Origin of the sequence: Rouxiella badensis, assembly GCF_026967515.2 — a bacterium.
GTDB classification, from domain to species: domain Bacteria; phylum Pseudomonadota; class Gammaproteobacteria; order Enterobacterales; family Enterobacteriaceae; genus Rouxiella; species Rouxiella badensis.
In genome coordinates this window covers 3,345,114-3,365,423 of the sequence record NZ_CP114062.1, presented here as the reverse complement: position 1 = coordinate 3,365,423, position 20,310 = coordinate 3,345,114, and the positions used below count along the sequence as shown (strand labels likewise).

At 55.5% G+C, this 20,310-nt stretch carries 19 protein-coding genes; 7 read left to right on the top strand and 12 right to left on the bottom strand.

Annotation, left to right across the window (positions count from 1 at the left end; all coding sequences use genetic code 11):
- The first annotated feature begins 138 nt into the window (after nt 1–138).
- Together cueO and hpt are read left to right on the top strand one after the other, a co-directional pair.
- Nucleotides 139–1,734 (top strand): multicopper oxidase CueO, encoded by a 1,596-nt coding sequence (gene cueO / locus O1V65_RS15565; protein ID WP_269129864.1) that lies wholly within the window; start codon nt 139–141, stop codon nt 1,732–1,734.
- Between the two features lie 154 nt (nt 1,735–1,888).
- A complete protein-coding gene (gene hpt / locus O1V65_RS15560) occupies nt 1,889–2,425 on the top strand; it encodes a hypoxanthine phosphoribosyltransferase (protein ID WP_017489966.1) in 537 nt (178 codons plus the stop codon).
- Nucleotides 2,426–2,547: 122 nt separating this feature from the next.
- Here hpt and can read toward each other — a convergent pair whose 3' ends face one another.
- A complete protein-coding gene (can, locus tag O1V65_RS15555) occupies nt 2,548–3,201 on the bottom strand; it encodes a carbonate dehydratase (RefSeq protein ID WP_017489967.1) in 654 nt (217 codons plus the stop codon).
- Between the two features lie 134 nt (nt 3,202–3,335).
- Here can and O1V65_RS15550 point away from each other — a divergent pair, with 134 nt between their 5' ends.
- On the top strand, nt 3,336–4,259 hold the full coding sequence (locus tag O1V65_RS15550) for an ABC transporter ATP-binding protein (protein ID WP_026110269.1): 924 nt from the start codon (nt 3,336–3,338) through the stop codon (nt 4,257–4,259).
- Nucleotides 4,259–5,029, top strand: a complete 771-nt coding sequence (locus O1V65_RS15545; protein ID WP_017489969.1) for an ABC transporter permease — start codon at nt 4,259–4,261, stop codon at nt 5,027–5,029. The genes O1V65_RS15550 and O1V65_RS15545 overlap by 1 nt, the downstream gene beginning before the upstream one ends.
- A gap of 50 nt (nt 5,030–5,079) precedes the next feature.
- Here the strand turns inward: O1V65_RS15545 and O1V65_RS15540 are convergent, their stop codons facing one another.
- From O1V65_RS15540 to panB, 8 genes are all read right to left on the bottom strand, one after another.
- On the bottom strand, nt 5,080–6,726 hold the full coding sequence (locus O1V65_RS15540) for an ABC transporter ATP-binding protein (protein WP_269129863.1): 1,647 nt from the start codon (nt 6,724–6,726) through the stop codon (nt 5,080–5,082).
- A 3-nt stretch (nt 6,727–6,729) separates the two neighbouring features.
- Nucleotides 6,730–7,617, bottom strand: a complete 888-nt coding sequence (locus O1V65_RS15535; RefSeq protein WP_269129862.1) for an ABC transporter permease — start codon at nt 7,615–7,617, stop codon at nt 6,730–6,732.
- Nucleotides 7,614–8,603 carry an ABC transporter permease gene (locus tag O1V65_RS15530; protein ID WP_269129861.1) on the bottom strand — a complete coding sequence of 330 codons (990 nt, stop codon included), beginning with the start codon at nt 8,601–8,603 and terminating at the stop codon, nt 7,614–7,616. The genes O1V65_RS15535 and O1V65_RS15530 overlap by 4 nt, the downstream gene beginning before the upstream one ends.
- Complete coding sequence (locus O1V65_RS15525; RefSeq protein ID WP_017489973.1) at nt 8,591–9,328, bottom strand: aspartate/glutamate racemase family protein; 738 nt, start codon at nt 9,326–9,328, stop codon at nt 8,591–8,593. Before O1V65_RS15525 ends, O1V65_RS15530 begins: the two co-directional genes overlap by 13 nt.
- 21 nt (nt 9,329–9,349) lie before the next feature.
- The gene (locus tag O1V65_RS15520; protein ID WP_017489974.1) at nt 9,350–10,954 is read right to left on the bottom strand and encodes an ABC transporter substrate-binding protein; all 1,605 of its coding nucleotides are present in this window, start codon (nt 10,952–10,954) and stop codon (nt 9,350–9,352) included.
- Nucleotides 10,955–11,165: 211 nt separating this feature from the next.
- Nucleotides 11,166–11,546, bottom strand: coding sequence for an aspartate 1-decarboxylase (gene panD / locus O1V65_RS15515; protein WP_017489975.1), 381 nt, complete (start codon nt 11,544–11,546; stop codon nt 11,166–11,168).
- A gap of 36 nt (nt 11,547–11,582) precedes the next feature.
- Nucleotides 11,583–12,437, bottom strand: a complete 855-nt coding sequence (gene panC, locus O1V65_RS15510; RefSeq protein WP_017489976.1) for a pantoate--beta-alanine ligase — start codon at nt 12,435–12,437, stop codon at nt 11,583–11,585.
- A 30-nt stretch (nt 12,438–12,467) separates the two neighbouring features.
- Nucleotides 12,468–13,262 carry a 3-methyl-2-oxobutanoate hydroxymethyltransferase gene (gene panB, locus O1V65_RS15505; RefSeq protein ID WP_017489977.1) on the bottom strand — a complete coding sequence of 265 codons (795 nt, stop codon included), beginning with the start codon at nt 13,260–13,262 and terminating at the stop codon, nt 12,468–12,470.
- Between the two features lie 180 nt (nt 13,263–13,442).
- Here panB and qseB point away from each other — a divergent pair, with 180 nt between their 5' ends.
- The 3 genes from qseB (at nt 13,443) to O1V65_RS15490 (ending at nt 17,272) form a co-directional block, all read left to right on the top strand.
- On the top strand, nt 13,443–14,108 hold the full coding sequence (gene qseB / locus O1V65_RS15500; RefSeq protein WP_017489978.1) for a quorum sensing response regulator transcription factor QseB: 666 nt from the start codon (nt 13,443–13,445) through the stop codon (nt 14,106–14,108).
- Between the two features lie 35 nt (nt 14,109–14,143).
- Complete coding sequence (qseC, locus tag O1V65_RS15495; RefSeq protein WP_026110270.1) at nt 14,144–15,502, top strand: quorum sensing histidine kinase QseC; 1,359 nt, start codon at nt 14,144–14,146, stop codon at nt 15,500–15,502.
- A gap of 165 nt (nt 15,503–15,667) precedes the next feature.
- A complete protein-coding gene (locus tag O1V65_RS15490; RefSeq protein ID WP_269129860.1) occupies nt 15,668–17,272 on the top strand; it encodes an OpgD/OpgG family glucan biosynthesis protein in 1,605 nt (534 codons plus the stop codon).
- Nucleotides 17,273–17,319: 47 nt separating this feature from the next.
- On the opposite strand, the gene folK is transcribed toward O1V65_RS15490, so the two are convergent.
- Genes folK through gluQRS form a run of 3 tightly spaced genes read right to left on the bottom strand, consistent with a single transcriptional unit; the run spans nt 17,320 to nt 20,296 of the window.
- On the bottom strand, nt 17,320–17,799 hold the full coding sequence (gene folK, locus O1V65_RS15485) for a 2-amino-4-hydroxy-6-hydroxymethyldihydropteridine diphosphokinase (protein WP_017489981.1): 480 nt from the start codon (nt 17,797–17,799) through the stop codon (nt 17,320–17,322).
- Nucleotides 17,796–19,364 carry a polynucleotide adenylyltransferase PcnB gene (gene pcnB, locus O1V65_RS15480; RefSeq protein WP_376783556.1) on the bottom strand — a complete coding sequence of 523 codons (1,569 nt, stop codon included), beginning with the start codon at nt 19,362–19,364 and terminating at the stop codon, nt 17,796–17,798. The genes folK and pcnB overlap by 4 nt, the downstream gene beginning before the upstream one ends.
- A 50-nt stretch (nt 19,365–19,414) precedes the next feature.
- On the bottom strand, nt 19,415–20,296 hold the full coding sequence (gluQRS, locus tag O1V65_RS15475) for a tRNA glutamyl-Q(34) synthetase GluQRS (protein WP_017489983.1): 882 nt from the start codon (nt 20,294–20,296) through the stop codon (nt 19,415–19,417).
- Nucleotides 20,297–20,310 lie beyond the last annotated feature (14 nt).

Here is a 20,310-nt window from a genome sequence, read left to right as displayed (position 1 = left end):
GTTACCATATTTGCTACAGCGCTCATAAATTTCTTTTACATCTCTTTTTTACATAATTTATATCCGCTTGACCTTAACCCTGGGGAAAGGTTTAGGCTGAGCCATTCTGCCTTTCTTCTGACTTCACAAGGAGCGACCATGTATCGTCGTGATTTTATCAAACTGGCTGCGCTTTACGCCGGCGTCGCTGTTCTCCCTACCTGGAGCCGCCAGGCTTTCGCGGCCAGCCGCCCTGCGTTGCCCGTGCCTGAAATCCTCCAGCCTGACGTCAGAGGAACCTATCACCTTACCCTGCAACAGGGGCAGAGCCGGTTTTTGCCGGGCGTCAATACTGCCACCTGGGGCGTCAACGGTAATCTGCCTGGGCCCGTGCTGCGGCTGCGTCGCGGTAAGCAGGTCGGCGTTAGCGTGAAAAATTCTCTACCCGACGCCAGCACCGTGCACTGGCATGGTCTGGCTATCCCAGGCGACGTTGACGGTGGCCCGCAGGCGATGATTGCGCCGGGCGGCAGTCGCGAGGTGCATTTTACTCCCGATCAGCCAGCGGCAACCTGCTGGTTCCATCCGCATCCTCATCAAACCAGCGGTTATCAGGTGGCGATGGGGCTGGCGGGGATGGTGATTATTGACGACGATGACGCCGATAAACTGCAAATCCCTTCTCGCTGGGGCGTCGATGATATCCCGGTGATCCTGCAAGACAAACGCCTTAACGACGCCGGTCAGATTGATTACCAGCTTGATATCATGACCGCGGCGGTGGGCTGGTTTGGTCAACATATGTTAACCAACGGGGTGATTTATCCACAGCACGGCGTGTCGCGCGGATGGCTCAGGCTGCGCCTGCTCAATGGCTGCAACGCGCGCTCGTTGCAGATTGCCGCCAGCGATAATCGTCCGCTGTATGTGATTGCCAGCGACGGCGGTTTTCTGCCGGAGCCGGTGAAGGTCTCTGCCTTGCCGATGCTGATGGGCGAGCGTTTTGAGGTCATGATCGACTGTTCGGACGGCAAGGCGTTTGATCTGGTGACCCTGCCGGTACAGCAAATAGGGATGACGCTGGCACCCTTTGACCAACCGCTGGCGGTATTAAAGATTCAGCCAACCGTGACACAGTCTGGCGGCAGCTTGCCAGATTCATTGATTTCGCTGCCGGCTTTACCGTCGCTTGACGGCCTGCCGACCCGCTGGCTACAGCTCATGATGGACCCGCAGCTCGACCAGCAGGGGATGCAGGCGCTGATGACCCGCTACGGTCACGGCGCAATGGCGGGAATGCGCATGGACCACGGCAGTGCGACGTCTGACGCGTCTTCAATGAACGGCATGTCGATGGACTCTGGCGGCATGGCGGGAATGTCGATGTCGCAGGGCGCTGCTCACTTTGACTTTATGACTGCCAACAAGATTAACGGCAAGGCCTATGACATGAATCACCCGGCGTTTGCGGTTAAGCGGGGTCAGTACGAGAGGTGGACGATTTCGGGGGAAGGCGACATGATGCTGCATCCTTTCCACATCCACGGCACCCAGTTCCGTATCCTGACCGAAAACGGCAAGCCGGTCGAAAAACATCGTCAGGGGTGGAAAGACACCGTGCGCGTAGAGGGCGGTCGCAGTGAGGTTCTGGTGCGTTTCGACCATCTCGCCGACGCTCAGCATGCCTATATGGCCCATTGCCATCTGCTCGAGCATGAGGATACGGGCATGATGACAAGTTTCACGGTGGCTTGATTAAGCGCTGAAGACCTTGCGGTAGCGTCGGCTTTATTGTTGCGCAACATTCTCCTTGCGTAACGTTCTTTGCTATACTCCCCGCGCAATAAAGACTGCCATCACCCATACTGATGGCAGGACTCATTTAATTTTTTAGGTGGCAAGGCTTTATATGAAACACACTGTAGACGTAATGATTTCCGAGCAGGAAGTAAAAAACCGTATCACCGAATTGGGCCGTGAGATCACGGAGCATTACCGCGACAGCGGCAGTGAGATGGTTCTGGTGGGGCTGTTGCGCGGATCCTTTATGTTTATGGCGGACCTGTGCCGTGCCATCGACGTGCCTCACGAAGTCGATTTTATGACGGCGTCCAGCTACGGCAACGGTATGTCCAGCACCCGCGATGTCAAAATCCTGAAAGACCTCGATGAGGATATCCGCGGCAAAGACGTGCTGATCGTTGAAGATATTATCGACTCGGGCAATACCCTGAGCAAAGTGCGCGAGCTGTTCCAACTGCGTGGACCAAAGTCGCTGGCTATCTGTACGCTGCTCGATAAACCTGAGCGTCGTGAAGTTGACGTGACCGTTGAGTACGTCGGTTTCACCATTCCAGACGAGTTCGTTGTGGGTTACGGGATTGACTACGCGCAGCGTTATCGTCACCTGCCGTACGTCGGCAAAGTCACCATGCTGGAAGAGTAAAGCAGTCGCTACCCGATTGAGCCATTTCTGACGTCGACAGGGCTTGATAAGTAAGGCACATCGTGGAACGTTTTAACGCCTCAGACGTTGTAAAGTCTGAGGCGTTATTGTTAGTGCGGAATTTATTTCGGTTGCTCAAGCAGGGCTGAAACACCCCGGTGATAGCGTTGTTCAAGCATTTCGCGGCTGGTAGAAGTGATGTCCAGATCGCGCAACAGCCCGTCCTGAAGTCCGTAAACCCAACCGTGCAGGGTGATTTTCTGCCCACGTTGCCATGCGCTTCGCATCACGGTGGAGTGGCCAAGGTTATAAACCTGTTCCACCACGTTGAGCTCACAGAGTTTGTTCAGACGATCGTCTGGCTCCAGCTCGCTTAACGCGTTGCCGTGTTTGAAATAGATGTCGCGAATGTGTAGCAACCAGTTGTCGATCAAGCCCAGTTCAGGGTTTTCAATCGCAGCCTTCACGCCACCACAGCCGTGGTGGCCGCAGATTATCACATGCTCGACCTCAAGAACGTCGATGGCATATTGCACCACTGACAGACAGTTGAGATCGGTGTGGATGACCAGGTTCGCTACGTTACGGTGAACAAAAAGCTCACCGGGTTCGAGTCCGGTCAGACGTTCTGCGGGAACGCGGCTGTCTGAACAGCCAATCCACAGAAAGCGGGGTTTTTGAGCAAGAGAGAGGCGTTCGAAAAAGCCAGGATCTTCCTCTTCCATAATTTTTGACCAAGCAGCGTTGTTGCTGATCAGCGTTTCGATATCTTTCATGAAAGTTAATAGCCTGTAAGAAAGCGTCTACGTTGGAGTAATATAAGACAACTCAAATGAAATTCAAAAGGGTTCTGTTCGACCCTAATTGTAAACAAAGAAATAAAACCTCGGAAAAAGGTAAGACTTCACTTATGACATACGCTTTAGAACTGGAGAAGTTAACCAAAACCTACGCAGGTGGTGTGCAGGCATTGCGCGGTATCGATTTACGCGTTGAAGCCGGTGATTTCTATGCACTGCTTGGTCCTAACGGGGCCGGAAAGTCGACCACGATTGGGATTATCAGCTCGTTGGTCAACAAGTCAGCCGGCAAGGTTCAGGTATTTGGTTACGACATCGACAAGGACATTGTTAACGCTAAGCGCCAGCTCGGACTGGTTCCTCAGGAGTTCAACTTTAACCCTTTTGAAACCGTGATGCAGGTGGTGGTCAATCAGGCCGGTTACTACGGCGTTAAGCGCTCGGACGCCATCTCGCGTGCCGAAAAATACCTCACCCAGCTCGACCTGTGGGGCAAGCGCAATGAACGTTCCCGCATGCTGTCTGGCGGGATGAAGCGCCGTCTGATGATTGCCCGTGCGTTAATGCACGAGCCAAAACTGCTGATCCTCGATGAACCGACCGCGGGCGTCGACATTGAGCTGCGTCGTTCGATGTGGGGCTTCCTGAAGGAGCTCAACGCGCAGGGCACGACCATCATTCTGACGACCCACTATCTCGAAGAAGCCGAAATGCTGTGCCGCAATATCGGCATCATCCAGCATGGCCAGCTGGTCGAAAACACCTCGATGAAGTCGTTGCTGTCTAAGCTGAAGTCTGAAACCTTTGTGCTTGATTTAGCGCCTAAAAGCGCTATCCCACATCTTGACGGCTATCACAGCACGCTGCTCGATACCTCGACGCTGGAAGTGGAAGTCATGCGTGAACAGGGGCTGAATTCACTGTTTAGCCAACTCAGCAAGCAGGGGGTTCAGGTGTTGAGCATGCGTAATAAAGCCAACCGTTTGGAAGAGCTGTTTGTCGACCTGGTGAATGGCAGTGAGGGTAAAAAATAATGTCGCAACTCTACTGGGTGGCACTTAAAAGTATCTGGATGAAAGAGATAAACCGTTTTGGACGTATCTGGGTGCAAACCCTGGTGCCACCGGTTATCACCATGTCTCTCTATTTTGTGATTTTCGGTAATCTGATTGGTTCTCGTATCGGCGATATGCACGGTTTTAGCTACATGCAGTTCATCGTTCCGGGCCTGATCATGATGTCGGTTATCACCAACTCCTACGCCAACGTTGCCTCGTCGTTCTTCAGCGCCAAGTTTCAGCGCAACATTGAAGAGCTGCTGGTGGCACCAGTGCCGACGCACGTAGTGATTGCCGGTTACGTCGGCGGCGGCGTGGCACGCGGTATCTGCGTGGGGATCCTAGTGACTATCATTTCGCTGTTCTTCACCCACTTGCAGATCCACTCCTGGTGGGTGATCGCCGTGACGCTGTTGCTGACCGCAATCCTGTTCTCGCTGGGCGGCCTGCTGAACGCCGTGTTTGCGAGCAGTTTCGATGACATCAGCCTGATCCCGACCTTTGTACTGACCCCGCTGACCTACCTGGGGGGCGTGTTCTACTCCCTGACGCTGCTGCCACCGTTCTGGCAGGCGGTCTCCAAGCTAAACCCTATCGTGTATATGATTAGCGGCTTCCGTTTCGGTTTCCTGGGAATCTCCGATGTGCCGCTGGTATTCACCCTGACGGTGCTGGTCGCCTTCATTGCGGTGTTCTATCTGCTGGCCTGGTATCTCATCGAACGCGGTCGTGGTCTGCGGACCTAGCTGTGATGGCGTCTCCCGCTTGTCGGCGGGAGACGCCTTTATCCTTAGTTTTAACCTGGTGTAATAGCCTGCAACAGCTGCCGGGTATAAGGATGCCGAGGTTGCTGCCAAATTTGCTGATGACTGCCTTGCTCCACCGACTCCCCCTGATACATCACCATTACCCGGTCTGCGATATAGCGCACTACCGCCAAATCGTGTGAGATAAACAGCAGCGACAGCTGCCTTTCCTGCTTTAAATCTACCAACAGATTCAGAATTTGCGCCTGCACCGAGACGTCTAGTGCCGACACCGGCTCGTCGCAAATAATCAGCTGTGGATTGACTATCAACGCGCGAGCAATGCCAATGCGCTGCCGCTGGCCGCCCGAAAATTCGTGCGGATAGCGCTCCACTGAGTTGGCCGGTAAACCGACCTGATCGAGTATTTTCAACACCGCCTGATGATGCGTGGCCCGGTTGCCCAGCCGGTGGACCCGCAGCGGCGTCCTGAGGATTTCACGAACCGTATGGCGCGGATTGAGCGAGGCGTAGGGATCCTGAAACACCATCTGGATACGGCGTCTTAGCGGCGCAAGCTGCGAGGACGTCAGTTGAGTAATATCCTGCCCCTCGAAATTGATGCTGCCACTTTTTGGCGTCAGCAGGCGTAGTATCAGTTTGGACAGAGTCGACTTGCCGCAGCCTGATTCACCCACCAGGCCCAGCGTCTCGCCCGGCATAATCTCCAGCGATACGTCCTTGACCGAGGCGGTTTGGGGGCTGGCTGAAGGGTAATGAAAGCTGACTTTCTCCAGCTTTAGCAGGGGACGTCCGGCATTTTGAATCGGGCGAGCGGGTACAATGGGCGGCGTGTAAAGGGTCGGGGGAGCGTCGAGATGATGGACAATCTCCGTCAGACGACTGCTGCGGTAGTGTGTGGCCTGACTTCCGTGCAGCGAAGCGGCCAGCAGCCCTTTGCTGTAAGCATGCTGCGGGTGCTGAAACAGCGCCGACTTTTCGGCCTCTTCAATCTTTTCACCCTGATACATAACCGCGACACGGTCCGCGCGCTGTTCGACCAGCCCAAGGTCATGAGTGATAAACAGTACACCCATGCCCAACTCCTGGCGCAGTTTGTCCAGCAGGCTGAGGATCTGAATCTGCACCGTGACGTCCAGCGCCGTGGTGGGCTCGTCGGCGATCAGCAGTTTGGGTTCGCAGGCTACCGCCATGGCAATCATTACCCTTTGCCGTTGGCCGCCCGAAAGATGGTGTGCATAGTCATCGATGCGTTTTTCTGCGTAGGGAATATTGACCCACTGCAACAGCTCAATGGCCCGCACGCGCGCTGCTTTAGCTGAAAGACCGAGATGCAGGCGCAGAGTCTCGATAATTTGCTGGCCGATAGTGAGCACCGGGTTAAGCGAGGTCATCGGCTCCTGAAAAATCATCGCGATATCTTTGCCGCGTAATTGGCGAACGCGAGCCGCGGGCAGGGCGAGCAGGTTGGTGCCCTGATAGAGTATTTCGCCACTGAGGCGGGCATTGTCTGGGGCAAGCCGCATCGCCGACAGCGCGGTAATCGACTTGCCGCAGCCCGACTCGCCGACCAGCGCCATAAACTGACCCTGCTGCACCTGGAGATTCAGTTGGCGCACGGCGGCGTATTCACCAAAGGTGACACCGAAGTTTTTGAATTTGAGAAGAGAGGCCATGAATTATTTCCCCTTGCTGCGCGGGTTGAGCCAATTGTTCAGGGCGTCGCCCAGCAGATTGAGCGCCAGAATGGTCACCGCCAGCGCACTGCCCGGAATAACCGCCAGATACCAGGCGTTCTGCAATGACTGTCGGCCATCGCCAATCATGCTGCCCCAGCTGATACGGTTAGGATCGCTGAAGCCGAGAAAGGCCAGCGAGGACTCAGTGAGAATCGACGAGGCCATTAGCACCGACAGGGTGACAATCAGTGAGGGCAGCACGTTGGGCAGCAGTTCACGAAAAATAACGCGCAGCGGGCTGTAGCCGAGGCTGTGCGCTGCCAGCACGAAGTCCAGTAAACGCAGCTGACGATACTCGGCTCGAACCAGCCGGGCGATCATCGGCCATGATGCGAGTCCGATGGCGAATGAGATATAGGTGACGGTCGGTTGCCCCACTACCACCAGCACCACCACCAATAGAAACGACGGGAAGGTCTGGAACAGTTCGGCAAGACGAACGACAACGCGGTCTGTCCAGCCGCCGAAATAGCCCGCGCTGGCCCCGGCAATAATGCCAATCAGCAGGCTGACGACCACCGCACTGAAGCCGATTTGCAGCGAAACCTGGGCACCGTGAAACAGCTCAGAGGCGACGTCGCGCCCCAACGAGTCGGTGCCGAGCCGATACGCAGGGTCATCGCCTGGCCACAGGAAAGGCTGTGCCACCATCTCCAGCGGATCGCCGGGAAACAACCAGGATGCCAGAGCGGCCATTGTGAGCACGATCAGCAGCAGCACGCTGCCCACCACCGCCTCGAGCGAGTGCCAAAAGCGCCGCCAGCTCGAGAGACCGGCCGGTTTTTGCGTCAATGCGTTAGCAAGTAAAGGATCGACTGCACTTTTCATTTTTTGCCCTCGATGCGTGGGTCAAGCCAGCTTTGCAGTACGTCGACCACAATATTGACGATTACCACCAGAAACGCCGAGAGCAGCAGCACGCCAAGGACCACGTTGAAGTCGCGTGCCACAATCGCCTCCATCGCCAGACTGCCGAGTCCGGGCCAGTTAAATACCGTTTCGATGACCGCCGCGCCGCCCAGCAGATTACCGAAATACATGCCGGCCACGGTGGTTACCGGCATCAAGGCGCAGCGCAAAATATGGCGCAAAGCCACGGTGCGCGGGTGCAGCCCTTTGGCGTGGGCGGTGCGGACAAAGTCCTGACTGGCGATTTCCAGCATCGCGCTGCGGGTGAGGCGGGCATAAATGGCGATGAAATAGCTGCTCAATGACAGGACCGGTAGCACGGCATGGCGGAGTGTATCGACTATCGCGTGCCAGCCGGTGAGATTGGCGCCTACGGTCTGACTGCCGCCGCTCGGTAGCCAGTCCAGCTGCACCGAGAACAGCAGCAGGATGACCAGCCCCATCCAGAAACCCGGCAGTGAATAGAGCAACAGATTCAGCAGCGTGAGCAGACGGTCGGGCCATTTATTGGCCCAGACCGCCATGATGACGCCAAAGCTGATACCCACGACCAGCGCGACACACTGCGCCAACAGCATCAGCAACAGGGTATTGGGCAGACGGGAAAGGATGAGCGTGGTGACGTCCGTGCCGTAGCGCGGTGAATAGCCGAGATTAAAATGCGCCAGATGCGAAAGATAGCTGTAGAACTGGAGCAGTACCGGCTTATCCAGCCCATACTCCGCGCGTAGCCAGGCCATATTTTCGGCGGTTGCGCTGCCGGACTGGCTCGCCATAACATCGACCACGTCGCCGGGAACCAGCTGGAGAAACAGGAATACCACCAGCACAATCCCCAGCGCGGCGGGCACCGCCTGAAAAAGTGCCCGACCCAGCGCGTAAAAGATCCGGGTCAAAGATTCCATTGTTGGCCACCGTCCCAAAATGACGGGCGCAGAGCCGCGTAGAAGCCGTTAACCAAGGTGACGGTGTCGTAAACCGGCAGGCCAAATCGCGCCCGAATCAACGCGCTGAACGGTGCGAGGTTGGTGCATTCCAGTACAAAGGCGCCCGCATTCGGGAAGCGTTTCAGCGCAGCCTCGGCGGCGCTGAGTACCTCGTCGGCCAGCGTCTGCCAGCTTACCGAGGTGTCACCTTCACGGATAGACCGCACGAACGCCGAGCTTGCCGGCATACCGGCGACGGCGGCGTCACCTGGGATACCGACGCGGGTAAGATAGTCTGCTTTCAGCGTTGTTTCATCGAAAGTGAGGATCAGCGGCTGACGATGAGCGGGCAGCAGCTGACGCACGGTAACGTACTGCAACAGGCTGCTGGTGACCACCGGCACCGGCGACCATTCGGCCAGCTGTTGCTGATACCACGACAGATAGCCGCAGCTGGTGGTCAGCCCGTCGACGCCTTCGTCAATAAGCGCCTGCGCCGCACGTTTGAACGGTTCGAGCAGCTTGAACTCGCCCAGATGCCCCATGCGTTGAGGTACTGCCTCCTCCACCACCTTATAGCGCACCGGAAAATTCCAGGTATTTGGGTTGCCGATATCGCCGTGATAGCGGCGGAAATGCGTTTTCACCATCAGAATGCCAAGGGTTGCCGGTTTAACGTCGGCTCTGTTTGATTGCTGACTCATCGCGTTCTCCGAGTGCCGTTGTTAAGGTTTAGGGTCGACCCAAACCGACGAAAGATTGCCTTCTACGCCGTCTGCGGTCGGTGAACTGTCATGAACCCGCTTGTTGGCAAGGGTAATAAACTGCGGTGAAGCCAGCGGGATATCGGGCACTTCTCGCTGCACAATGTCCTGAAACTGCCTGAATTCATCAATGCGTTTCTGGGCGTCGTTTTCGGTTTGCGCGGCTTCGAGCAGTTTATCGACTGCCGGATTGTTGTAGTGAGTGATGTTGGTCCAGGGGACGCCCAGACGATAGTTCTTCGACCAGTAGAGGCGCTGGACGCCGACCGTGGGATCGTAGAGATTGGCGTACTGGTCGATGGAGAACTGGAAGTCTCGACGAGTAAAGACGCGTTCGGCGTAGGTGGAGATATCCTGAGAGCGAAGGGTAACGGCGATGCCGATTCTGCTCAGCGCCGAGCGCACAAACTCTGCATTCCGGCGGAAGGTATCGTCATAGGTGTTGTAGTCGAGCGTCACGCGCAGTCGAATACCGTCGCTGCCTTGCTTGTAACCGGCGTCATCGAGCAGTCTGTTAGCGGCCGCAAGGTCATATTGATAAGGCGAGGGTGCGGCGCTGTGGAACGCTTTCAGGCCGGGAGCAATCGGCGATTCGGTGGGCGTCGCATAGCCAAAATAAACCACCCGCAGCAGTGCTTCACGGTTGATGCTGTGGGCAATTGCCTGACGCACGCGGATGTCTTTAAACAGTTTATCGTCAAGGTTGAAGTAAATTGACGCCACGCTGTAGTTATAGTTGTACCCCTTATAGTCAAACACCAGATCCGGCCTCTTCTGGAGTGTTTTTAGCTCGCTGAGTGCAACCGGCGTGCGATAACCCAAGTCGGCCTGTCCGGTTTGTAAATCAAGCGATCGAACCACCGGATCGGTTGAAAACTTCACGATCAGCTGATCGATATACGGCTTAGGCGCGTCCCAATAATTTGGGTTACGTTTATAGATGATATAACTGCCGCGAACCCATTTTTCAAAGATATAAGGCCCGGTACCGATCGGGTGATTATTATTTTCATTTTTTAACGGGTCAGTATTGGCATAAATATGTTTTGGCAAAATAGGTGTTTCGCCGGCGGCAAAGGCGCGAATCAAATAAGGTGCCGGATGACTGAGTTTAAATACTGCCGTTAAAGGATCGGGGGTACTTATCGACTCGACGTTGGCAAAAGTGGCTTTGGCGCGCGGATGTGTCTTCTTCAGCAGGTCGATGGAGAAGGCCACGTCTTGCGAGGTAAACGGCTGACCGTCGGTCCATGTCACCCCTTTACGCAAATGGAAGGTGTACTGTAGGCCATCCGCGCTTATGTCCCACGAGGTTGCCAGCTGCGGCAGCGGGTTGAGGCTATAGTCGTAGGTCAGCAGTCCTTCATTGACCTTGCTGCTGACGGCAATAACCGGCTGTGCCACCGTGGCTAACGCCACCAGCGCCGAAGGTTCACTCGGTAATATCAGGGTCAGCGTCCCACCTTGATGCGGCGTGATAGTCTGGCTCTGCGCCGTAGCGGAAATAAACAGGATCCCTAGAATAAATAAAGACAAAGCACGACTTAATTGTCGAAATAAGCGCATAACAATAGCCCTTTCTTTGTAATAGAAGAGATGAGTATTTTTAAATCGAATTAAAAGCTATCAAATCTCTATTTTTAGGACTATGAACTTAAAAGTGTTTTAAAAGCAGAAAAATGGCAAAGGGAAACGGCAGAGGTAAATAACAGCGAGATATCATCGGACAAATAAAAACGGGAGCACAGGCTCCCGTTTTTTACGCAATTTTCAGCATTCAGGCAACCTGAACGGGCACCGCTTTTGCGGTACGTTTCAGCTGATTCGCGCCTTCAAAATAGGCCACTTTAGGCTGATGTTGACGCGCATCGGCATCGGACATCTGCACGTAGGAACAAATAATCAGCAGATCGTCAACGCTGGCGCAGTGCGCCGCTGCACCGTTTACCGAGATAATGCGTGAGCCGCGCTCGGCCGCGATGGCGTAGGTAGAGAAACGCTGACCGTTAGTCACGTTATAAATATCGATAGCTTCGTATTCAAGGATCCCGGACGCATCCAGGAAATCCTGATCGATGGCGCAAGACCCTTCATAGTGTAAATCGGCATGCGTCACGTGAACGCGATGTAATTTACCCTGCAGCATTGTGCGAATCATAATTCTTACCTTTACCTTCGAAGTCAGTGATGAATATTAAACGGTTAAATCCACTTCCTGATTGTCGATCAATCTAGCGTTGCCCAGCCAGGCCGCCATCAAAATAACCGCTGATGTGCTGTCGACCGACAAATCACGTAACGTTTTTGCATCGCGAATGAAAAGTTCGTCCGGCTGAAAACCGGCTTCGCGCAGCTGCTCGGCACAATCGGCCAGCAGCTCTTCAACATGACGTTCACCCTGAGTCAGGCGCGTGGCGACCTGATTCATAATCTTGGCAAGACGCGGCGCGATTTTACGCTCGTCACTGGTCAGATAGCCGTTGCGAGAGCTGAGCGCCAAACCGTCTTTGGCGCGCACGGTCGGCACGCCGACAATTTCGATGTCATACCCCATATCTTCTACCAACGCGCGGATCAGTGCCAGCTGTTGATAGTCTTTTTGGCCGAAACAGGCGACGTCTGGCTGTACCAGATTGAACAGCTTACTGACAATGGTTGAAACGCCGCGGAAATGCCCCGGACGGCTGGCACCTTCGAGAAGGGTCGACAGACCCGGAACGTCGACCTGAGTTTGTGACGCGAGGCCTTTAGGATAGACCTCCGCCGGCACCGGGGCGAACACCAGATCGACGCCTCGTTTGTTCAGCTTCTCGCAGTCTTCCTGCAAGGTACGCGGATAGCGCTCGAGGTCATCGGCGCGCTCAAACTGCATTGGATTGACAAAGATGCTGACGATGACAATATCCGCCCGCGCTTTGGCTTCGTCAACCAGCGTCATGTGGCCCTGATGCAGATTGCCCATCGTCGGCACCAGCGCGATGCGCTGGTTATTTTGTTTGAAAAAGCGAATCTCACGGCGCAGCAGCGGAATAGTTTCAATGATTAACACAATTATGCCTCTATCTGAGTTGCAAGGTGCTTACTGAAAGCTGTGTTCAGGTCCAGGGTATACGCCTTCCTCAACCTCTTTGACATACAAACGTACGGCATCGCGGATGTCACCGGCCTCGGCGAGGAAGTCTTTGGCAAATTTAGGAATATGGCCACCGGTGATGCCAAAGGCATCGTGCATGACCAGAATCTGACCGTCGGTTGCGTTACCCGCGCCGATACCGATGACCGGTATTGTCAGCTCTTCAGTGACGCGACGGGCCAACTCGACGGGCACACACTCCAGCACCAGGAGCTGGATACCGGCTTTTTGCAGCGCCAACGCGTCCTGCAACAGCTGATTGGCCGCCGCTTCACCACGGCCCTGAACCTTATAACCGCCGAAGATGTTAACCGACTGCGGCGTCAGCCCCAAATGACCACAGACCGGCACGGCGCGCTCGGTCAACGCGGACACGGTGTCGCACAGCCAGCTTCCTCCCTCGAGTTTGACCATGTTAGCGCCGGCGCGCATCAGCTGAGCGGCGCTGTCGAAGGTCTGTTCCGGCGTGGCATAGGTCATAAAGGGCAGGTCGGAAAGCAGCAGCGCTTTAGGCGCACCGCGACGAACGCAGCGGGTGTGGTAAACAATATCTTCGAGGGTGACCGGCAACGTTGAGTCCTGGCCCTGGACAACCATGCCCAGTGAGTCGCCAATCAGCATCACGGGAATACCTTGTTCCGCGAAAAGCTGGGCAAAGCTGGCGTCATAGGCGGTAATGGTCGCAAATTTGTGTTTTTCCTGCTTCCATTGGCGAAGTTGGCTCATGGTGGTTGCTTTCATTGTAATTTCTCAGCCTTATAAACTGTCAACTATCCTGTTGGCTATTCTACTGGAAGCTCACTCAATCACGTAGTCTGTTTGAGGTAAGTTAAAGTTACCTCACACTTTAAGAAACACTTAATAAGTGGCGGATATACTGAATAAGCGGGCGCAGTAGCGCGGATAAAACCAGGGCGAACGATGAGAATTCTACTGATTGAAGACGACAAGATGATTGGCGACGGCATCAAAGTGGGCCTCACGCGCCTGGGATTTACCCTCGACTGGTTCACCGATGGCATGACCGGCAAGACTGCGCTCGACAGTGCACCCTATGACGCGGTTATCCTTGACCTGAGCCTGCCGGGGCTCGACGGCATGCATCTGCTGCGTCAATGGCGGCAGGGAGGAAACGATACTCCAGTATTGATTCTGACGGCTCGGGATGCGCTGGAGGATCGCGTCAGCGGGCTTCAGTCCGGTGCCGATGACTATCTTTGTAAACCCTTTGCGCTGGTGGAAGTTGCCGCGCGGCTTGAGGCGCTGATTCGCCGCCGACACGGACAGGTGACGCCCAAAATTCAGCACGGCAACGTCGAATTTGACCCCGCCTCGCGTGGCGTGAGCCTCAACGGTGAGCCCGTCGTGCTCACCTCGCGGGAAGTCTCGGTGCTGGAGCTGTTTTTACGCAATAAAGGCCGCGTATTACAGCGCCAGCTGCTGCAGGAAAAGCTCTACAGCTGGGATCAAGAGGTCAGCAGCAACGCCGTCGAGGTCCATATTCATCACCTGCGCCGCAAGCTGGGCAACGGTTTTATCCGTACCCTTCACGGCGTGGGTTACATTCTGGGTGATGAAAACTCGTGAGGTTATCTTTCAATTTACGCACCCTGCGCGCCCGGTTGAGAACCCTCAGCCTCAAGATGCGGCTGATCCTGCTGTTTGCGGTGCTGGCGTTGGTGACCTGGACAGTGGCGAGCAGCATCGCGTGGCAGCAGACCCGCCATAAAATTAATCAGGTATTCGATACCCAGCAGATGCTGTTTGCCAAGCGTCTTGCGACGGCCGATCTGGGCGACAAGCTGGTTAAAGGTCAGGACGTCGACCTGCCCGGTACCAAGACGCTGGTGGATAAACACCACCGTGGACATACCGACGATGACGCGCTGACCTTTGCGGTTTTCGACCGAGAGGGGCATATGCTGCTCAACGACGGTGAACACGGCAAGGCGATTCGTTTCGACAAAAACGCGCAGGGATTCACCGATGCCGAACTTAAGGGGGATGACAACAGCTGGCGTTTGCTGTGGCTGACCTCGACCGACGGACGATACCGCATCGCCGTGGGGCAAGAGTACGATTACCGCAGCGATATGGCGTGGGACATGGTGAGCGGTCAGCTGCTGCCTTGGCTGGCGTCCTTGCCGGTGCTGATGTTGGCCATGATTGTCATGTTGACGCGTGAGCTGCGTCCTCTGCGGCGCGTGGCGCATGATTTACAGCATCGTGCCGCCGACGAGGCGCAACCGCTCTCGACCGAAAAAATCCCCGGCGAGGTCATGCCGCTGGTGCAGTCGCTGAATTCGCTCTTTGCCCGCACACAGGACATGCTGGTGCGTGAGCGGCGTTTTACCTCGGATGCCGCTCACGAGTTGCGCAGTCCTCTGGCCGCGCTGCGGGTGCAGACGGAGGTCGTTCAGCTGGCGGGAGACGATAAGCAGGTGCGCGAGAATGCGGTGAAAAATCTGACCACCAGCATCGATAGGGCCACGCGCCTTGTCGATCAGCTTTTGACCCTCTCGCGCCTTGAATCCTTTACCTCGCTTGATGACCTGTCGCCGATTGACTGGCCCGAGCTGGTGGCGCAGGCGCTGATAGAGCAGGACGCAACCGCGCATCGCAAAGGCGTCGAGTTGATACTGGAACAAAAGGGTACGCCGCCGCCGATGCGTGGACAGCCTCTGCTGCTCTCTCTGCTGGCCCGTAATCTGCTGGATAATGCCATTCGCTATTCGCCGACGAGCAGCGCAGTGCGCCTGACGTTATCGCCTACGGGCCTGTGTCTCGAAGACGGAGGGCCAGGGCTCACTGCGGATCACTTGTCGCGTCTGGGAGAACGTTTCTACCGACCACCGGGACAGGAGCAAACCGGCAGTGGACTTGGGATTTCGATAGTCCTTCGCATCGCACAGTTACACGGTATCAGGGTCACCTATGCCAATGCACCCGAGGGAGGGCTGCGCGTATTGCTGACGTTTTAAAACAGACGCCATCCACAGGGTGCGCCGAGTGAGGCGGTGCTAGCCTTATGTTCTAACGCAAATTTTATTCCCGAGCTTCTGCTAGAGTTACAGGTACGGATTTTAAAACGTCTTTTATCCATACTTTTTAAGTAAGAGACTTTCCAACCTGGAAGGGTATTGTTTATGGTTACACGACGTAACTTTCTCGCTTATACCTCATTTTCGATGGCCCTCGCGGCGCTGGGGCTGACGCCGGAGGCGCTGGCCGCACAACGGTTAAAACTTGGCAAGGTCAGCGCATTCAGCTTCGAATGGCTGGTCCAGCTGGCCGAAACGCAGGCAAAAAGTCCGTTTATCCCCCCCGAAACGGTGCCCGAAAATATCCTGGCCAACATAAATTACGACATCTACCGAAAAATTATTTATAACCCTGACTATGCGCTTTTCGGCAAAACCGCGAGCCGCTTCCCGGTGACTTTTTTTAGCGTTAGCGGTCTGCATCACACGCCGGTGAAAATGTCGGTGGTGGAAAACCATCTTGCGCAGGAAATAATTCAGGACATTGGTTACTTCAGTCTGCCCAACAAGACGCCGGGCGTTTTACCTAAAATTAAAGGCAATGTGTTTACCGGTTTTCGCGTTTTGGAGAATCAACAGGTATTAGAAACCCATCCCGACAAAGACTGGGTGTCGTTTCTGGGGGCGTCTTATTTTCGCGCGGTAGGCGAGCTGGGGCAGTTTGGTTTATCGGCGCGTGGCATTGCCATCAATACCGTCTATAACGGCGAGCCGGAGGAGTTTCCCGACTTTACCCAATTCTGGTTTGAAACGCCCGAAGGTGACAGTAATCGTCTGGTGGTTTATGCGCTGCTCGACGGACCCAGCATTTGCGGCGCCTATCGTTTTGTTCTGCAACGTACCAAGGGCGTGGTGATGGACGTCGATTGCTCGCTGTTTTTACGGCGTGACGTCGGACGATTTGGCATCGCGCCGCAGACCTCGATGTTCTGGTTCTCAAAGATAGCTAAAGGCTCGGCCTCCGACTGGCGGCCTGAGGTGCACGACTCGGATGGATTAGCGCTCTGGACCGGGCATGGTGAACATCTCTGGCGGCCGCTGAATAATCCGCTGCAAATACAGGTCTCGGCGTTCAGCGATAACAATCCACGGGGCTTTGGGCTGATGCAGAAGGAGCGTAATTTTAACGCCTATCTCGGATCGGTCGGCTATGAGCGTCGCCCCGACCTGTGGGTTGAAACGCGAGGCGAATGGGGCGAAGGCTCGGTCCAGCTGGTCGAGATCCCGACCGACGACGAAATCTATGACAACATCGTCGCGATGTGGGTGCCCAAAGAGCCTGCCGTTGCGGGGAGTCAGCATCAGTTCAGCTATCGCCTGCACTGGCTGGCCGACGAGCCCTTTCCCTCATCGTTGGCACGCTGTGGCGCAACGCGCCTGGGCAGAGGCGGTAATCCGGGGGCATATCCGCCGTCAGGCGTGCGCAAATTTATGATTGAATTCAGCGGAAAGGTGCTGGATGAACTTCCCGTCGACGCCAAACCTGAGGCCGTACTGTGGGCTTCACGCGGTAGCTTCGACGGCGTTAAGGTCGAGAAGTCTCCGGGCGACAACAAGCGATGGCGTGCGTTCTTTGATTTGCATTCGCAGGGTAAGGAACCGGTCGAACTGCGGCTGTACCTGAAAAACGCGGAGAAGACGCTCTCGGAAACCTGGATTTACCAGTATCTGCCGTTCGAGTCTTCTCCGAGGCCGTTACAGGGAATTTAGCATCCACGGCAAGGGGTTGATGATGATGCAAAGATTTAACGCAGAGATTACCAGCGAACCAGCCCGTTGATGGGCACGCGGGTGAGAACCTGTTGCAAAGACTCGCCGTCGGGGAAGAGAAGCTCCGGGGCGATTTCTGCCAGCGGATAAAGCATGAACTCGCGGTTCTTCATGTCGTAGTGCGGCACGGTGAGACGCTCGGTGGCATAAATCTCGTTGCCGTAAAGCAGCATATCGAGATCCAGTGTGCGCGGTCCCCAGCGTTCGGCTTTACGCACCCGGCCCTGATTTTGCTCAATCGCCTGAGTATAGTCGAGCAACTGATGGGCTGGCAGCTGAGTATCCAGCGCGACCACGGCATTGAGATAATCCGGCTGGTCCTGCGGGCCAAGCGGTTTACTGCGGTAAAAAGAAGAAGCCTGAACCAGGTGGGTACGAGGAATGTGCGCCAGCGCCTCCAGCGCACAGTTAACCTGGTCTACAGGCTGGGCAAGATTACTGCCCAGCGCGATGTAGACCCGAATCATTGACCGCTACCCGCGCGTGGTGCACGTTTACGGGGACGACGTGTGCGGTTACGGCGCGGTGGCGCGTCATCGCCCAGCGTGCCCAGCATGTTCTTCTGCGACGCCGGTGTCGCCTCCTGGAACTCGCTCCACCATTGCGTCAGGCTTTGCAGCTCACGATGCTGCTCAACTTCGGCGCGCAGCGCCAGCAGGTCGAATGCAGCGCGGAACTTAGGATGTTCCATCAGCTTGTGCGCGCGCTTGCCTTGACGACGAGACAGACGCAGTTGCAGAGACCAGATATCGCGCACCAGCGTAGTGATGCGTTTTGGAATAGCCAGAGAACGGCACTGCTCGTCGAGCACGTCGTTCATCGCCAGTGAGAAGGCGTCGTAATAAGTCAGTCCGCCTTCCTGCGCCAGTTTCTGCGCATGTTCGATAACCGGATACCACAGCATCGCCGCGAACAGGAATGCCGGATTCACCCGCATGTCGTTATGCAGACGATGGTCGGTGTTCTTCAGCACCTGATCCAGAATGCGTTCCATCGGGCTGTCACCGCCCTCGGTGAACTGGCGGGCAATCAGTGGGAACAGTGGCTGGAACAGCTGATATTCACGCAGCAGCTCAGCGGTTCTGAAACCGTAGCCCGCTTGCAGCAGCTTGAGGGATTCTTCAAACAGACGCGCCGGAGGAATTTCCTGCAACAGGGTCGCCAGACGAGGAATAGGCTCGGCGGTTTCCGGGCTGATGGTCATGTCCAGCTTGGCGGCGAAGCGCACGGCACGCAGCATACGTACCGGATCTTCACGGTAACGCGTCTCAGGATCGCCAATCAGGCGAATCACGCCTTCTTTCAAATCTTTCAGGCCGCCGGTGTAGTCGCGCAGCGTAAAGTCAGAAATTCCGTAGTACAGGCTGTTAATGGTGAAGTCGCGGCGCTGAGCATCTTCTTCAATTGAACCAAAGATGTTGTCGCGCAGCAGCATACCGTTCTGAGCCTGCTGGGAAAGATTCTTGTCGTCGGTTTCCTGCACCTGTTCGTGGTGTCCACGGAAGGTCGCTACTTCGATGATTTCCGGGCCAAACATGACGTGGGCCAAACGGAAACGACGGCCAACCAGACGGCAGTTGCGGAACAGTTTACGGACCTGCTCTGGCGTCGCGTTGGTGGTAATGTCGAAGTCTTTCGGTTTCTTGTGCAGCAGCAGATCGCGAACGCCGCCGCCGACCAGATAGGCCTCATACCCTGATTTATTCAGGCGATAGAGCACCTTCAGCGCGTTATCGCTGATGTCTTTGCGTGAAATATCGTGGCCGTCGCGCGGGATAATCGTCATGTCGCCAGACGATACATCGCTTTGTTTGCTCACGTGTTTTTGCTGTGGCTGCTGCGTGCGCGGCGATTGACGCGGTGCAGTGCGTCTTTCACGAACTTCTGGCGCTTTAGCCTTCACCTGTTCAACGTCAGGGGAAGTAATGGGATCGCGGTGGCCTTTATCATCATGAACGGGCGTCTCTTCACGACTGATTTTATCTTCACGAACTAGCACCTTACGGCAAAAATTGGCTACTCGGGTAAAAATGGTACACCTCGATAGTGTCGGATAAAAATGGCGCAACTTAAAAACAGCGGCTAATCATAGCTCACACGGGCAAATCGTGGAACTTTTTCCAACGACCAATGCGTTACTGCCCAGCGTAATAATAAAGGCAAAGTTAAATCCTGCCAGCTTTCTGGTACAGATTGCCCTAAAAATAACATTGTTTGCACAATTACCGGCCGCGGATCGCCGTCGGGTAGCGCTGGAGCATGATTTTGCTTGGAGAGTTTGTCGCCGTTGGCATTAAGTGCCAAAGGTAAATGAACGTAACCTGGCGCTGGCAGACCCAAATGCTGATACAGCGACAGTTGTCGCACCGTCGGCGCAATCAGGTCAGCGCCGCGTACGATATGGTTGACGCCCTGAAAATGGTCGTCGATCACCACCGCCAGATTATAGGCAAACAGCCCGTCGCGGCGGCGGATAATAAAATCTTCTTCTGCCAACCCGGCATCAGCAATAAATTCGCCCTGTAGCTCGTCGTGAAAGCGCTGAACCGGCAAGGTTTGATGCAAACGAATCGCTGCATTCTCCGGGCCATGACCTGCACAACGGCAGTGGCCGTCATAGGTGCCACCGAGCTGAGAGATACGTTGGCGCGTACAGGTGCAGTAATAGCTTTTACCCTGCTGATGCAGCCATGCCAGCGTTTCTCGGTAGGCCTCGTGTCGCTGTGACTGCCAGACCACCTCGCCGTCCCACTCTAGCCCGTACTGCTCGAGCTTGGCCAGAATTCGACTTGCGCTGCCTGGGACTTCTCGCGGTGGGTCGAGGTCATCGATACGCACATGCCATTGTCCACCCTGTGAACGGGCGTGCAGATAGCTACCGAGTGCGGCAATCAATGAACCAAAGTGGAGGTCGCCTGAAGGCGAAGGAGCGAAACGACCGATATAGGGAGATGAGATAGACATGGCGAGGAGAGCGC

Bases quoted from the DNA above. Each gene is read 5' to 3' on its own strand.
- folK (WP_017489981.1), bottom strand. From the start codon at position 17,799: ATGATTCGGGTCTACATCGCGCTGGGCAGTAATCTTGCCCAGCCTGTA.
- O1V65_RS15535 (WP_269129862.1), bottom strand. From the start codon at position 7,617: ATGAAAAGTGCAGTCGATCCTTTACTTGCTAACGCATTGACGCAAAAA.
- O1V65_RS15490 (WP_269129860.1), top strand. From the start codon at position 15,668: ATGGTTACACGACGTAACTTTCTCGCTTATACCTCATTTTCGATGGCC.
- panB (WP_017489977.1), bottom strand. From the start codon at position 13,262: ATGAAAGCAACCACCATGAGCCAACTTCGCCAATGGAAGCAGGAAAAA.
- can (WP_017489967.1), bottom strand. From the start codon at position 3,201: ATGAAAGATATCGAAACGCTGATCAGCAACAACGCTGCTTGGTCAAAA.
- hpt (WP_017489966.1), top strand. From the start codon at position 1,889: ATGAAACACACTGTAGACGTAATGATTTCCGAGCAGGAAGTAAAAAAC.
- cueO (WP_269129864.1), top strand. From the start codon at position 139: ATGTATCGTCGTGATTTTATCAAACTGGCTGCGCTTTACGCCGGCGTC.
- O1V65_RS15530 (WP_269129861.1), bottom strand. From the start codon at position 8,603: ATGGAATCTTTGACCCGGATCTTTTACGCGCTGGGTCGGGCACTTTTT.
- O1V65_RS15520 (WP_017489974.1), bottom strand. From the start codon at position 10,954: ATGCGCTTATTTCGACAATTAAGTCGTGCTTTGTCTTTATTTATTCTA.
- O1V65_RS15540 (WP_269129863.1), bottom strand. From the start codon at position 6,726: ATGGCCTCTCTTCTCAAATTCAAAAACTTCGGTGTCACCTTTGGTGAA.
- O1V65_RS15525 (WP_017489973.1), bottom strand. From the start codon at position 9,328: ATGAGTCAGCAATCAAACAGAGCCGACGTTAAACCGGCAACCCTTGGC.
- gluQRS (WP_017489983.1), bottom strand. From the start codon at position 20,296: ATGTCTATCTCATCTCCCTATATCGGTCGTTTCGCTCCTTCGCCTTCA.
- O1V65_RS15550 (WP_026110269.1), top strand. From the start codon at position 3,336: ATGACATACGCTTTAGAACTGGAGAAGTTAACCAAAACCTACGCAGGT.
- O1V65_RS15545 (WP_017489969.1), top strand. From the start codon at position 4,259: ATGTCGCAACTCTACTGGGTGGCACTTAAAAGTATCTGGATGAAAGAG.
- panD (WP_017489975.1), bottom strand. From the start codon at position 11,546: ATGATTCGCACAATGCTGCAGGGTAAATTACATCGCGTTCACGTGACG.
- qseB (WP_017489978.1), top strand. From the start codon at position 13,443: ATGAGAATTCTACTGATTGAAGACGACAAGATGATTGGCGACGGCATC.